Below are 13152 nucleotides of genomic sequence, written 5' to 3'. Positions count from 1 at the left end.
ACTTCGATGGCTTCTAAATCAAAGAAGGCTCAATTCGATGCAGTTAAGACGCTCGAACAAATTGAAGACAAGTTTGAAATGTTCCAAATTTTGAACGAAGAAGGCGAAGTAGTAAACGAAGACGCAATGCCGGAGATCTCTGATGAGGATCTGCAGGAATTAATGCGTCGTATGGTTTATACTCGTATTCTTGATCAAAGATCAATCTCCCTGAACCGTCAAGGACGTTTAGGTTTCTACGCACCAACAGCTGGACAGGAGGCATCACAAATTGCTTCTCACTTTGCATTGGAGAAGGAAGATTGGATCCTGCCTGGATATCGTGATGTTCCACAAATCGTTTGGCACGGTCTTCCGTTAGCTCAAGCATTCTTATTCTCACGTGGACACTTTAAAGGGAATCAGCCTCCAGAAGGAGTGAATGTATTATCACCTCAAATCATCATCGGTGCTCAATACATCCAAACTGCCGGGGTGGCATTGGGTCTTAAGAAACGTGGTAAGAAAGCTGTTGCCGTTACATATACAGGTGATGGTGGATCTTCACAAGGTGATTTCTACGAAGGAATCAACTTTGCAGGTGCGTACGCAGCTCCAGCGATCTTCGTTGTTCAAAACAACCAGTTCGCAATCTCAACACCTCGTGATAAACAAACAGCAGGCCGTACCATTGCTCAAAAAGCAGTTGCAGCTGGTATCCCTGGTATATTAGTGGATGGAATGGATCCATTAGCCGTGTATTCAGCTACATTAGAGGCTCGTAATCGTGCTGTGAATGGTGAAGGTCCTTCATTGATCGAAACACTTTGCTACCGTTATGGACCACATACAATGGCTGGTGATGATCCAACTCGTTACCGTACTTCAGAAATGGATACAGACTGGGAAAAGAAAGATCCATTGGTGCGTTTCCGTAAATTCCTGGAAGGTAAAGGATTATGGAGTGAAGAGAAAGAAAACGAAGTGATCGAAGAAGCGAAAGAAGATATCAAACAAGCTATTAAAGAAGCAGATGGAACTCCTAAACAAAAAGTTACTGATTTCATTAACAATATGTATGAAGAGCTTCCTTACAACTTGAAAGAACAATTAGAAATCTACAAAGAAAAGGAGTCGAAATAAGCCATGGCGCAAATGACAATGATTCAAGCGATCACTGATGCACTGCGCACAGAGCTACGCAACAACGAAGACGTTTTAGTTTTTGGTGAGGACGTAGGTCTAAACGGTGGTGTATTCCGTGCAACGGAAGGACTTCAGAAAGAATTCGGTGAAGACCGTGTATTCGATACTCCACTAGCAGAATCAGGAATCGGTGGTTTAGCAATCGGTTTAGCATTAGAAGGGTACCGTCCAGTACCGGAAATCCAATTCTTCGGTTTCGTATATGAAGTAATGGATTCAGTAAGTGGACAGATGGCGCGTATGCGTTACCGTTCAGGTGGAACGTATACTTCTCCAATCACAATCCGTTCCCCATTCGGTGGTGGAGTACATACTCCAGAACTTCATGCGGACAGCTTGGAAGGATTGATGGCCCAGCAACCTGGTCTGAAAGTTGTTATTCCATCAACACCTTACGACGCTAAAGGTTTATTAATTTCATCCATTCGAGATAATGACCCTGTCATTTTCTTGGAACATATGAAATTATACCGTTCATTCCGTCAAGAGGTTCCAGAAGAGGAGTACACGATCGAACTTGGTAAAGCCGAGGTGAAGCGTGAAGGTACAGACCTTTCCATCATCACTTACGGAGCTATGGTACACGAATCATTAAAAGCGGCTGAAGAGCTTGAAAAAGAAGGTCATTCAGTTGAAGTAATCGATTTACGTACAGTCAGCCCACTGGATATCGATACAATCATGGCATCTGTTGAAAAAACGAACCGTGCCATTGTTGTTCAAGAGGCTCAAAAACAAGCCGGTATTGCAGCGAACGTTGTTGCTGAGATCAATGACCGTGCAATTCTTAGCCTCGAAGCCCCGGTACTTCGTGTAGCGGCGCCTGATACAGTGTACTCTTTCTCCCAAGCGGAGCCAATCTGGTTACCAAACCACAAAGATGTTCTTGAAACGGCGAAAAAAGTACTTAACTTTTAATGGGTAAGGAGTATTTAAGCTCCTCCTTAATATTCAAATGAAAACAGAAGGGTATTCCACCCTTCTCTTTTCCAATTATAGATATAAGAAAATTAGACAGAGATAATGCTTACATTCATCTATTTTTAATCATTATTCAATACAGGAGGTAGAATCCATGTCATTCGAATTCAAATTACCAGACATTGGTGAAGGTATTCATGAAGGTGAAATCGTAAAATGGTTTGTTAAGCCTGGCGATAAAGTTGAAGAAGACGATGTACTATGTGAAGTCCAAAATGATAAAGCAGTAGTAGAAATTCCATCTCCGGTAGCAGGAACAGTTGAAGAACTTCTTGTTGACGAAGGTACTGTAGCAGTTGTAGGTGATACACTGATTAAGTTCGATGCTCCCGGTTACGAAGATCTTCAGTTCAAAGGAGACGATGGAGAGAAGAAAGAAGCTCCTAAAGCTGAAGAGAAAACAGAAGGTCAAGTTCAAGGTACCGCAGAACAGGGCGGGGATGTTAAGAAAGAAGCGTCACCAGAAGCTGCCGAAGAGAAATCTGAAGGTGTAAAGCAAAATGCTGACGCAGAAGTTGATCCTAATAAGCGTGTCATCGCTATGCCTTCCGTTCGTAAATATGCGAGAGAAAACGGTGTGGAAATTCGCCAAGTATCCGGTTCCGGTAAAAACGGACGTGTCGTTAAAGAAGATATCGATGCTTTCTTAAGCGGAGATTCTAAGCCGGCTGAAACTGCTGAAGAAGCGAAAACAGAAGAAAAAGCACCAGAAGCTGATTCTAAAGCGGCTGCACCAAAAGCTCCAGAGGGTGAATATCCTGAAACTCGTGAGAAAATGAGTGGTATGCGTAAAGCAATTGCCAAAGCAATGGTAAATTCTAAACATACAGCTCCTCACGTAACATTAATGGACGAAATCGATGTAACGAAACTTTGGGCTCACCGTAAGAAGTTCAAAGAAGTTGCAGCTGAAAAAGGTGTGAAATTAACGTTCTTACCTTACATCGTTAAAGCATTAACAAGTGCCTTACGTGAATACCCTGCACTAAACACATCCATTGATGATTCAACGAGCGAAATCGTTCAAAAACATTATTACAACATTGGTATCGCTGCAGATACTGACAAAGGTCTATTAGTACCTGTTGTGAAGAATGCTGATCGTAAATCTATGTTCTCAATTTCTAATGAAATTAACGAACTAGCTGGAAAAGCTCGTGATGGTAAACTTTCTGGTGATGAAATGAAAGGTGCTTCATGCACAATCACTAATATTGGTTCAGCCGGTGGACAATGGTTTACTCCGGTCATCAACCACCCAGAGGTTGCAATTCTTGGAGTTGGACGTATTGCAGAAAAACCTGTAGTTAAAAATGGTGAAATTGTAGCAGCACCTGTGTTAGCATTATCATTGAGCTTCGATCACCGTATGATCGACGGAGCTACTGCTCAACATGCACTTAACCATATCAAGCGTTTGTTGAACGATCCAGAATTATTATTAATGGAGGCGTAATACAATGGTAGTAGGAGATTTCCCAATTGAAACAGATACGATAGTAGTCGGTTCAGGTCCTGGAGGATATGTAGCTGCAATCCGTGCAGCACAACTGGGACAAAAAGTAACAATCATTGAAAAAGAAAATTTAGGTGGAGTATGCTTAAACGTTGGTTGTATCCCATCTAAAGCTTTGATCACAGCTGGTCACCGTTTTCACAATGCTCAACATTCTGATGACATGGGTATCGTTGCTGAAAACGTAAAAGTGAACTTTGATAAGGTTCAAGAGTGGAAAGCTGGCGTTGTTAAGAAATTAACTGGCGGTGTTGAAGGTCTTCTAAAAGGAAACAAAGCAGAAATCGTACGTGGTGAAGCTTATCTTGTAGATGCTAATACACTTCGCGTGATGGATGATAACTCTGCCCAAACATACAAGTTCAACAACTTGATCCTTGCAACAGGTTCACGCCCAATTGAAATCCCTAGCTTCAAGTTCTCAAAACGCGTACTTGATTCTACAGGTGCTCTTGCATTAGAAGAGATCCCAAGCAAGCTTGTTGTAATCGGTGGAGGTTACATCGGAACCGAGCTTGGAACTGCTTACGCAAATCTTGGATCAGAAGTAACAATCCTAGAAGGTGCTGACGATATTCTTAGCGGATTCGAAAAGCAAATGACAGCAATTGTGAAAAAAGATCTTAAGAAAAAAGGCGTAGAGGTTGTTACCAAGGCCATGGCTAAAGGCGTTGAAGAAAGTGACAGCGGCGTTGTCGTTAAATATGAAGTAAAAGGCGAAGAGAAATCTGTTGAAGCTGATTACGTTCTAGTAACGGTAGGTCGTCGCCCGAATACGGATGAAATCGGTCTTGAAGAAGTAGGAATCGAGATGACTGACCGCGGAGTTGTAAAAATTGATAAGCAATGCCGCACGAACATCCCGAACATCTTCGCGATCGGTGACATCGTAGATGGACCACCACTTGCTCACAAAGCTTCTTACGAAGGTAAAATTGCTGCTGAAGTCATCTCTGGTGAACCAGCGGAAATCGACTACCTTGGTATTCCAGCTGTGTGCTTCACAGATCCGGAATTAGCTACAGTAGGTTATTCTGAAGCTCAAGCGAAAGAAGAAGGCATCGAAGTAATCGCTGCTAAATTCCCATTCGCGGCTAATGGTCGTGCATTGGCACTTAATGCTACAGATGGTTTCATGAAGCTTGTAACTCGTAAAGAAGACGGTTTAATTATCGGTGCACAAATTGTTGGTGCAGGAGCATCAGACATGATTGCTGAACTTGGACTTGCTATTGAATCCGGTATGACAGCTGAAGACGTTGCAATGACTATTCATGCTCACCCAACACTAGGTGAGATTTCCATGGAAGCAGCAGAAGTTGCTATGGGAAGCCCGATTCACATCGTAAAATAATATAAGTTAATCAAGGAGTATCCCGGCAAACCGGGATACTCCTTTTACTATCGGGAACAATAAAAAAGGGATTGAAGCGTTTTTTTGCTTCAATCCCTTTTTTATTTCGAAAATTATTGATCCCAACTTTCAATTGCACTTGAAACGGGTTTTATAATGTCTTCTTTAGTAATATTGCCTTCCACTTTACATATGATCTGATTGTTTTCTACCACAACGATTGCTGGTGAAGTCGGGGGAGATTCTGCTATTTTATTGGGTGCTTCGTTATTAAGGCTCACTACCTTTAAACGTTTAAGGCTATCAGGGTACTGTTTTTTCAGTTCAATGATTGCATCGTAGTAGGGTATTTCTTTAGAAACGTTTCGTTCATCGGTAAAAAAGATAACCTGTTTTTCTATAAACTGATCTTCTGCTAAAACAACTTTGTTGGAAGAAATATAATCACATGAAGTCAAAAACAACATCGTGGAAATGATTAGTATTGCTAAAGCGAGTATATGTTTCATACAACATCCTCTTTTCTTAAACGATGCTATGAACTTTGGATTTGTAAATAAATGACTTTTGAACCGTTCTTACGTCACATTTTATCATAAGGAAAATCATTAAAGGGTCAAGTCATTGAAATGTTACATAATTGAAAAGACATACATAATGAAAGTAATCTTAAAAGAATATACTATAATAATACGATGATCGAAGGCTGCTCCTTGCCTTTATCTAATAATCTTTAGGTTTTAATCCATGAATCGGGGTAAATAAAAAGAAGGAAGTTTAAAATAAATCATTTAAAGGATGTAATGAACATGAAATCGTATATTGCTTTTTTGGTACAAATGATTTTATGGAGTGTTTTTTATATAGCTGAATGGATGTCCGATAAGGATCATTTAGGATATAAGTGGATCATGTTTGTTATATTTTTTTACTTGGCGTTTATTGCTGCGAAGAAAATCGTTCAGTCAAGAAAGTTGACCTTGTTTATTACGTCGTTCAGTTTAACATGCTTTTTTGCCTTTAAAGTTGTATTTGAAAATATACTGGAAATATTTTAATTCTTTCCCAGATTCGCTTAAAAATATGTTAAAATATTCAAAGTGAATACGGAAAGGTGATTGACATGAAAAAGATTTTAGCAACTGGATTAACCCTACTACTATTAACAGCATGCTCGAGTGAATCAACAACCACCAATGAAGAAGCCAAGAAGCCTGAACAGTCTGAAGTGGATAAAGAGAACAAGAAGACAAGTGAGGGTAGCGCTTCACCAAAAAATGATACTGAGCAAGAAGAAACATCTGAGCCCTCAGAAGAGGCAGTTCAATCAAAGGATTATACGATCAATGAAAACAATTGGAGCATTAATCCTATAGGTGATGCAAATCCAAAAGTGGTCCTCCTTACGATCGATGATGCACCGGATCAACATGCCTTACAGATGGCAAATGATCTCAAAGCACTGAATGCTCCGGCTATCTTCTTTGTTAATGGTCATTTTCTTGATACACCAGAAGAAAAAGAGACTTTAAAAAAGATTCATGATATGGGATTTGCGATTGGTAATCACACATTTAGTCACAGCAGTCTGAAAGAAATCTCTCCTGAAAAACAAAAAGAAGAAATTGTGTCGCTGAATGATCTTATTGAATCCATCATTGGGGAACGACCTAAATTCTTCAGGGCTCCATTTGGTCAGAATACTGACTATAGCCGACAAGTAGCAGCAGAAGAAAAGATGTCACTAATGAACTGGACATACGGATATGATTGGGAAAAGCAATATCAGAACAAAGAAGCAATCATCGATATTATGGTTAATAGCCCTTACCTGAATGATGGGGCAAACCTGCTCATGCATGATCGCACGTGGACGAGCGAGGGTTTATCCGATATTGTAAAGGGCCTGCGGGATAAGGGGTATGAAACCTTGGATCCAAATAGAATAAAGACCGTTGAATAATGCTAATGAGATGCGTGAAAGAAGCCCTTCTTTCGCGCATCTTTTTTTATTTGTTTTTCTTCCCCGTCCAAAGGCAGTTGAGCAAAAAAATCACTTAAAAATCAGGTATGATAATGAAAACACTTACATATAGTTTAATGTTTAATAGTATGATTGATTGAGAGGATAAAAAGTTAAATATGTTATACAAATTAGGCTTGATATTTTAAATGTGTTATATTATTATAGAAACAGATAAGATAAAGCGTTTACAAAAAACAACGTGAAGGAGAGGAAAAAAGATGGGAACAATTGTATGTCAATCATGCCTTATCACTATCGATCACTATGAGGATGAGAAGGTTTCTGTTTTATTCTCTAACTGCTGTGATTGCAACGACGATAAAGAATTAGACGACTGATACCTGCCAAGGGGAGCAGGGAGTGTAATTGTCTTAAAGGGGTTCTTATAAATAAAAGGATGAAGAAGGGTGGGGCCTTCTTCATCCTTTTTTTGTTACCTGATCGCTCTATGCTCTTTAATGACTCTCAAGTGACGTAAATCATAATCTTCAGGTCCCTGTACAGGAAGACCTGCTTCTATATTGGTTTTAATATAGTTGATGTTTTCCTGTGTGATGATTTCACCAGGAATGAAAATCGGAATTCCCGGAGGATAAACCATAATGAATTCAGCGATTGTCCTCCCGACGGATTCATCAATCGGAATGACCTCGGTATCTGCGTAAAAAGCATCCCGGGGAGTAATGGAGAGAACAGGTATATCAGGGAGCATGACTTTAACAGGTATCATTTCTCCCTGTTTCTTGAGACTCGTGACAAGCTCTTTTAAAGCCATGACCAACTGATTTCCCTCAACCTCGGTGTCACCAGGAGTGATGATGCAAAGGATGTTATAAAGATCAGACATCTCAACCTCAATGTTATGAGCTTCCCGCAGCCACTTCTCAGCATCAAATCCACTGATCCCTAAATCTTTCACTGACACAATCAACTTTGTCGGATCATAGGCATAGGTGGCTTTCGTTCCGAGGATCTCTTTTCCTACACAGTATAAACCGTCAATTTCGTTGATCTGTCTTCTCATATCCTGTGACAGTTCAATCGTCTTGGTGATGAGCTCACGACCTTCGGTGGCCAGACGTTTTCTGGCAACATCGAGGGAAGCCAGTAATAAGTAGGAAGTCGAAGTGGTCGTCAACATACTTAAAATCGTTTGTACCCGTTTCGATGAAACAAGCCCTTCTTTCATATTAAGGACAGAGCTCTGAGTCATAGAGCCGCCAAGTTTGTGTACGCTGGTAGCCGCTAAATCTGCACCTGCCTGCATTGCTGAAAGGGGGAGCTCGTCATGGAAATGTATATGAACGCCATGAGCTTCATCCACAAGTACTGGAACATTATACGAGTGAGCAATTTCTACAATCTTTTTGAGATCTGCCGAAATTCCGAAATAAGTAGGATTGATGACCAGAACACCTTTGGCATCCGGGTTTTGTTCCAATGCTTTTGCTACGGCATCTGTTGTGATTCCGTGAGAGATACCCAGGTCTTCATCAATATCCGGGTGGATAAAGATCGGAGTGGCTCCTGAGAATACAATGGCAGACATGACGGATTTATGGACGTTCCTGGGAACAATGATCTTATCTCCAGGGCCACATACACTCATGACCATGGTCATGATGGCACCACTCGTTCCTTGTACAGAGAAGAAGGTATGATCGGCACCAAACGCTTCGGCTGCAAGGTCCTGAGCTTCTTTTATCATCCCCTTAGGCTGATGTAAATCATCTAAAGGACCAATGTTAATCAAATCGATGGAAAGGGCATTTTCTCCAATAAAATCCTTAAACTCAGGATCCATACCTGCACCTTTTTTATGACCGGGAATGTGAAATTGGACGGGATTTTTTTTACTATGATCAATTAAGCCGGAAAATAACGGCGTTTCATTCTGAGACAATTCATTCAACACCTCTTTAAATTCTTAATAGCAAATTTAATAGCCACGCTAAAGTTATTATTATATAGGATCTTGCTCATGATTTCATAACTTTTCTCACTATATTTTCAACAAACAAATGAATTATAGCACTTAAGAAAATCTTTGCATAGTGGCATATGACCATCCATTGTTATTTTACCGCCATAGATCATGCTGCTTTATAGCCTCTCTTTTTGTAATACTCCCAATAAGAAAAGGATTTTCCCCCCTTTACCGAGAATAGTTCAGTGAATGGAGGGATTCAATTGAATTGGAATACGAGGGTAACAGAGTTATTAAACATTCAATATCCAATTATACAAGGAGGGCTTGCACATCTGGCGTATGCAGAGCTGGCAGCGGCGGTGTCGAATGCGGGTGGACTTGGCCAGATCACTGCCATGTCTTTAGACAATCCTGAACAGTTACGAGAAGAAATTCTAATGGTAAGGTCATTAACAGATAAGCCTTTTGGGGTGAATTTTGCCATAGGTCAACATGGACGCCCTTTTAACGAGTTTGTTGACGTTGCCATTGAAGAGAAGGTGCCGGTCGTATCCGTTACTGGAGGGAACCCGACTCCCCTGTTTCAGCAACTCCAGGGAATGGACATAGTTAAGCTTGTATTGGTCGCCTCGAAAAGGCAGGCAATCAAAGCGGAAGAGCTGGGTGCGGATGCAGTGATGGTTGTTGGTCAAGAAGGAGGAGGTCACCTGGGGAAAGATGATATTGGTACATTCGTCTTGATTCCCGGAGTGGTGGATGCCGTTTCCATTCCGGTCATTGCTTCCGGAGGCGTTGGGGACGGAAGGGGATTGATGGCTGGTCTCAGCTTTGGTGCAGAGGGAGTTGAGATGGGTACGAGATTTATTGCTACAAAGGAATGTGTACATGCTTCTGAAGTTTATAAGCGTACCTTGATTGAAGGGGACGAGAATGGTACAGTAGTCATCAAACGATCTTTAGGGGCACCGGCAAGGGCCATTTCAAACTCTTGGACCAAACAGATACTGGCTGCTGAAACATCGAACGCTGGCTATGAAGGATTAAAAGCATACATAAGCGGTGAAGCCAATAAACGATACATTTACGATGGGGAAGTAGACGCAGGGTTTGCGTGGGCAGGACAAGTGATGGGGTTGATCAATGACGTCCCATCGGTTAAAGATCTCATTCAACGAATGATCTCTCAAGCAGAGGGCATCCGGAAGAAATGGAATTAACACATCATCATTCAAGGAGTTGTTGTAAACAATGGAATATCAATATCCTTTTGATATAGACTGGTCAACAGAAGAAGTCATCGACGTTATTGCCTTTTTCGAAGCAATCGAGAAAGCTTATGAAAAAGGTGTCTCTAGAGATGACCTTATGAATCGGTATAAGCGTTTTAAAGAAATCGTTCCCGGTAAAGCAGATGAAAAGAGAATATGCAATGAATTTGAAGAATCCAGTGGCTATTCCTCCTATCGTGTAGTAAAGAAGATGAAGGAGCTTCAGGAGTCTGACAAAATTTCAATGAACTAAACGAATAGAACGACTGCCATTTTTGGCAGTCGTTCTTTCTGCATTTTTCCCAACCGTGATATGGTTTAGTTCATTTTATAAAGGGGTAAAAGTGTTTCAAAGGCACTGTTAACTTCTTGGATGAATTCATCACCATTCAGCTTGACAGCTGTATCCCGGTCGAGATGAAGTCCGCATAGAAGTTCAGCTTTTTTAACATTCTGTACTCTTTCACTTAAAGCGATGAATTCATCTTGTGACATGGAAGAAAAAGGAGTGGCATCCGGCTTTGTATGATCTCCGGACCAAACAAAGTGACCAGGAATCATTGATCTTATCTTATCTGCATTTTCTTCAACTTTTTTACCGAATTCAACTTTATTTGGGGCTTCATAGATCATAGCGAACCAGATAAAAACATGGGTTTCCCATAAACCTATCTGAAAATGTGGATGTTTTTTATAACCCCGTTTATTGTTCGCGAACGCAACCCAGGTATCATCAGGAGGGTTTACCGATCGACGTGCATGTTTAGCCACATGGTAAAACATCTCCGTTCCTGTTAATGCGCTTAAAGTGGGTGCGAAATGATCGCCTAAATAATCAAGTTTGGGTCTGATCTGTTCTTGGATGGCAGTCATTCGATCTTCTAACCCATTAATCGTGAAAACTTGGAAATCTTCTTGTGTGAAACCATTAAATTTCATGTTGTATCCTCCTTATAACCACCAATATCTTAACATAATGAGGTACAAGCTTGTAGTGAATCGATTTATCTATGGGTGACTGCACATTTTAGTTACAAGATTGGATGATACTTCATAACATGTAGTAAATATTATCAGAACAATCAGATAAATTGAAAACTCGGAAGGGGTGTATGGCCATGAAACAAGTAATGAACACTTCTAAAAAACGTGATGTCCAGCAGCAAAGAATGAATGTATTAAGACTTGAAATGGATTATGAATTAGCTGTATTGTTCGAAGCAATTCAAATGAAGAATAAAGAAACCCAGACCAAGTCCAAACAGAAACTCATGAGTATTCGGGAAGAATTAATGAAAATGAAGGCCTTATAAAGCTTTAATCCTTTCTAGTGGGTATAAAGTATATTGTCAAAATTCAACTGTTGAACGGCGAGCTCATAGGCATAGAGAGTTCGCTTTTTTGTGGGTATTAATAAAGACCTGTGATTAGGATCAGTCTAATACTGCAGTACAAGGTGAATAACTTGAAACAGCCTTTCATTTCCATTAAGCTATTTAGCTAAGGGAGTAGTAGTAAATTATGGCTCTTGTTTAAAGGATGATTATGAGTCGTATTTAATGAAAACGACCATATTAGTAATAAGATTTTCGTTACATAAATTGGAGGCTAATGATCAATGACAAATTGGACGGAATTAGATCACAATGTTAGATCGTGGATACGGGAAGCCGGAGAAAGAATTCGTCAATCATTCAAGACAGAGTTGAATATTAAGACGAAGTCGAATCGAAACGATTTGGTAACCGATATGGATGAAGCGACAGAACATTTCTTTACTGAAAATATCCGTAATACGTACCCGGATCATCAAATCCTCGGTGAAGAAGGATATGGCGATGACTTTAAGGAGTTATCAGGTATCACGTGGATAATCGACCCAATCGATGGAACGATGAATTTTGTTCATCAACAACGAAATTTTGCCATCTCTATCGGCATCTATGATGGAGAAGAAGGTAAATTGGGATACATATATGATGTCGTCCATGATGAGCTGTATTTTGCAAATAAAGGACACGGAGCTTATATGAATGATGTGAAGCTGCCGGAGCTTGTTCCAGTTCCGGTTCAAGATGCCATTGTAGCTTTAAATGCACTGTGGGTGACTGAGAATAAACGGATTGACCGAACAATTCTTGAACCACTCGTGAAGGATGTAAGGGGAACACGGTCCTATGGATCGGCAGCCATTGAATTGGCTTATGTCGCTTCAGGTAGATTGGATGCTTACTTAACAATGCGCCTGGCTCCATGGGATTTTGCAGCCGGGAAAATTATGATTGAAGAGGTTGGGGGAATTGTAACTGATCTTAATGGGGATCCCCTGAATCCGTTGAATAAAAGTTCGCTGTTTGTAGGAAAGCCCGGACTGCACCAAACCATCTTGACTGATTATCTTGAACGAAAGAAATAAAGAAGGGAGACGGGCAATTTCATTGCTTCGTCTCCCCTTTTTAATCTACAATCGTCCTTCATCACGATATTTCTTCTTTGTCTTGAAACCGAATCCCATCACTATAAATAGAAAAATGAAGCTGACAATAGCAAGCAGGATGCTTTGTAAACTGATTGAAATTGCGATTCCCATTAGAGAAACAGCCGCTAATATAGAAAATAATACAAAAATCCATTTAATATTCCCCAAGAAAAAACCTCCAAATAAAATGAAAAAAATCATTTTCCTCATTAGATTAAAACCATAATAGCTCTTCCAATTAAAGTTTACCTATCAATTCGATAATGTGCAATGGGTAGAGTAGACAAAGAGGTAACTCGTTGTGATTGAAGTTATTATGGAAACTTTTAGGGGGGGAGAAAAGGCTTTATGAAATATTTATTAGGGCTTTTCTATATGCTGTGATATAATGGTCTAGTTGAACTGAAATATAT

General features: G+C 40.3%; 15 protein-coding genes. 11 read left to right on the top strand and 4 right to left on the bottom strand.

Annotated elements, in window-relative coordinates; genetic code table 11:
• Positions 1-6: 6 nt before the first annotated feature.
• From pdhA to lpdA, 4 genes are all read left to right on the top strand, one after another.
• Positions 7-1122 (top strand): pyruvate dehydrogenase (acetyl-transferring) E1 component subunit alpha, encoded by a 1116-nt coding sequence (gene pdhA / locus DET59_RS04320; RefSeq protein ID WP_044337545.1) that lies wholly within the window; start codon positions 7-9, stop codon positions 1120-1122.
• A 3-nt stretch (positions 1123-1125) separates the two neighbouring features.
• Complete coding sequence (locus tag DET59_RS04315) at positions 1126-2103, top strand: alpha-ketoacid dehydrogenase subunit beta (RefSeq protein ID WP_113968371.1); 978 nt, start codon at positions 1126-1128, stop codon at positions 2101-2103.
• Between the two features lie 157 nt (positions 2104-2260).
• A complete protein-coding gene (locus DET59_RS04310) occupies positions 2261-3622 on the top strand; it encodes a dihydrolipoamide acetyltransferase family protein (RefSeq protein WP_113968370.1) in 1362 nt (453 codons plus the stop codon).
• Between the two features lie 4 nt (positions 3623-3626).
• Positions 3627-5036: a dihydrolipoyl dehydrogenase gene (gene lpdA / locus DET59_RS04305; RefSeq protein WP_113968369.1), complete on the top strand. Its 1410-nt coding sequence runs from the start codon at positions 3627-3629 to the stop codon at positions 5034-5036.
• 113 nt (positions 5037-5149) lie between these two features.
• Here the strand turns inward: lpdA and DET59_RS04300 are convergent, their stop codons facing one another.
• Positions 5150-5545 carry a hypothetical protein gene (locus DET59_RS04300; protein ID WP_113968368.1) on the bottom strand — a complete coding sequence of 132 codons (396 nt, stop codon included), beginning with the start codon at positions 5543-5545 and terminating at the stop codon, positions 5150-5152.
• A 300-nt stretch (positions 5546-5845) separates the two neighbouring features.
• Here DET59_RS04300 and DET59_RS04295 point away from each other — a divergent pair, with 300 nt between their 5' ends.
• The 3 genes from DET59_RS04295 to DET59_RS04285 all read left to right on the top strand — a co-directional run bounded on the left by DET59_RS04295 (position 5846) and on the right by DET59_RS04285 (position 7400).
• Positions 5846-6094: a hypothetical protein gene (locus tag DET59_RS04295; RefSeq protein WP_113968367.1), complete on the top strand. Its 249-nt coding sequence runs from the start codon at positions 5846-5848 to the stop codon at positions 6092-6094.
• A gap of 65 nt (positions 6095-6159) precedes the next feature.
• Positions 6160-6999, top strand: a complete 840-nt coding sequence (locus DET59_RS04290) for a polysaccharide deacetylase family protein (RefSeq protein WP_113968366.1) — start codon at positions 6160-6162, stop codon at positions 6997-6999.
• Positions 7000-7280: 281 nt separating this feature from the next.
• Positions 7281-7400: a GapA-binding peptide SR1P gene (locus DET59_RS04285; RefSeq protein WP_113968365.1), complete on the top strand. Its 120-nt coding sequence runs from the start codon at positions 7281-7283 to the stop codon at positions 7398-7400.
• A gap of 95 nt (positions 7401-7495) precedes the next feature.
• Here the strand turns inward: DET59_RS04285 and DET59_RS04280 are convergent, their stop codons facing one another.
• Positions 7496-8965, bottom strand: coding sequence for an aminotransferase class I/II-fold pyridoxal phosphate-dependent enzyme (locus DET59_RS04280; protein ID WP_113968364.1), 1470 nt, complete (start codon positions 8963-8965; stop codon positions 7496-7498).
• Between the two features lie 287 nt (positions 8966-9252).
• On the opposite strand from DET59_RS04280, the gene DET59_RS04275 reads away from it, so the two are divergent.
• Positions 9253-10209: an NAD(P)H-dependent flavin oxidoreductase gene (locus tag DET59_RS04275; RefSeq protein WP_113968363.1), complete on the top strand. Its 957-nt coding sequence runs from the start codon at positions 9253-9255 to the stop codon at positions 10207-10209.
• A gap of 31 nt (positions 10210-10240) precedes the next feature.
• A complete protein-coding gene (locus tag DET59_RS04270) occupies positions 10241-10513 on the top strand; it encodes a UPF0223 family protein (RefSeq protein WP_113968362.1) in 273 nt (90 codons plus the stop codon).
• Positions 10514-10578: 65 nt separating this feature from the next.
• On the opposite strand, the gene DET59_RS04265 is transcribed toward DET59_RS04270, so the two are convergent.
• On the bottom strand, positions 10579-11199 hold the full coding sequence (locus tag DET59_RS04265) for a YktB family protein (protein ID WP_113968361.1): 621 nt from the start codon (positions 11197-11199) through the stop codon (positions 10579-10581).
• Between the two features lie 179 nt (positions 11200-11378).
• On the opposite strand from DET59_RS04265, the gene DET59_RS04260 reads away from it, so the two are divergent.
• Together DET59_RS04260 and DET59_RS04255 are read left to right on the top strand one after the other, a co-directional pair.
• The gene (locus DET59_RS04260) at positions 11379-11573 is read left to right on the top strand and encodes a hypothetical protein (RefSeq protein WP_113968360.1); all 195 of its coding nucleotides are present in this window, start codon (positions 11379-11381) and stop codon (positions 11571-11573) included.
• Between the two features lie 305 nt (positions 11574-11878).
• Positions 11879-12676: an inositol monophosphatase family protein gene (locus DET59_RS04255; protein WP_113968359.1), complete on the top strand. Its 798-nt coding sequence runs from the start codon at positions 11879-11881 to the stop codon at positions 12674-12676.
• 45 nt (positions 12677-12721) lie between these two features.
• Here DET59_RS04255 and DET59_RS04250 read toward each other — a convergent pair whose 3' ends face one another.
• Positions 12722-12907, bottom strand: a complete 186-nt coding sequence (locus DET59_RS04250; RefSeq protein WP_113968358.1) for a YlaF family protein — start codon at positions 12905-12907, stop codon at positions 12722-12724.
• Positions 12908-13152: the final 245 nt, after the last annotated feature.

Origin of the sequence: Rossellomorea aquimaris (assembly GCF_003315075.1) — a bacterium.
Classification (GTDB): Bacteria; Bacillota; Bacilli; order Bacillales; family Bacillaceae_B; genus Rossellomorea; species Rossellomorea aquimaris_C.
The sequence above is the reverse complement of the archived record's forward strand: the minus strand, read 5'-3'. Positions and strand labels throughout refer to the sequence as shown.

What these genes read in the sequence shown, in the direction of transcription:
- DET59_RS04290 (WP_113968366.1), top strand. Translation starts at nt 6,160, where the DNA reads ATGAAAAAGATTTTAGCAACTGGATTAACCCTACTACTATTAACAGCA.
- DET59_RS04255 (WP_113968359.1), top strand. Translation starts at nt 11,879, where the DNA reads ATGACAAATTGGACGGAATTAGATCACAATGTTAGATCGTGGATACGG.
- DET59_RS04295 (WP_113968367.1), top strand. Translation starts at nt 5,846, where the DNA reads ATGAAATCGTATATTGCTTTTTTGGTACAAATGATTTTATGGAGTGTT.
- DET59_RS04260 (WP_113968360.1), top strand. Translation starts at nt 11,379, where the DNA reads ATGAAACAAGTAATGAACACTTCTAAAAAACGTGATGTCCAGCAGCAA.
- DET59_RS04310 (WP_113968370.1), top strand. Translation starts at nt 2,261, where the DNA reads ATGTCATTCGAATTCAAATTACCAGACATTGGTGAAGGTATTCATGAA.
- DET59_RS04285 (WP_113968365.1), top strand. Translation starts at nt 7,281, where the DNA reads ATGGGAACAATTGTATGTCAATCATGCCTTATCACTATCGATCACTAT.
- DET59_RS04315 (WP_113968371.1), top strand. Translation starts at nt 1,126, where the DNA reads ATGGCGCAAATGACAATGATTCAAGCGATCACTGATGCACTGCGCACA.
- DET59_RS04270 (WP_113968362.1), top strand. Translation starts at nt 10,241, where the DNA reads ATGGAATATCAATATCCTTTTGATATAGACTGGTCAACAGAAGAAGTC.
- DET59_RS04265 (WP_113968361.1), bottom strand. Translation starts at nt 11,199, where the DNA reads ATGAAATTTAATGGTTTCACACAAGAAGATTTCCAAGTTTTCACGATT.
- pdhA (WP_044337545.1), top strand. Translation starts at nt 7, where the DNA reads ATGGCTTCTAAATCAAAGAAGGCTCAATTCGATGCAGTTAAGACGCTC.
- DET59_RS04300 (WP_113968368.1), bottom strand. Translation starts at nt 5,545, where the DNA reads ATGAAACATATACTCGCTTTAGCAATACTAATCATTTCCACGATGTTG.
- lpdA (WP_113968369.1), top strand. Translation starts at nt 3,627, where the DNA reads ATGGTAGTAGGAGATTTCCCAATTGAAACAGATACGATAGTAGTCGGT.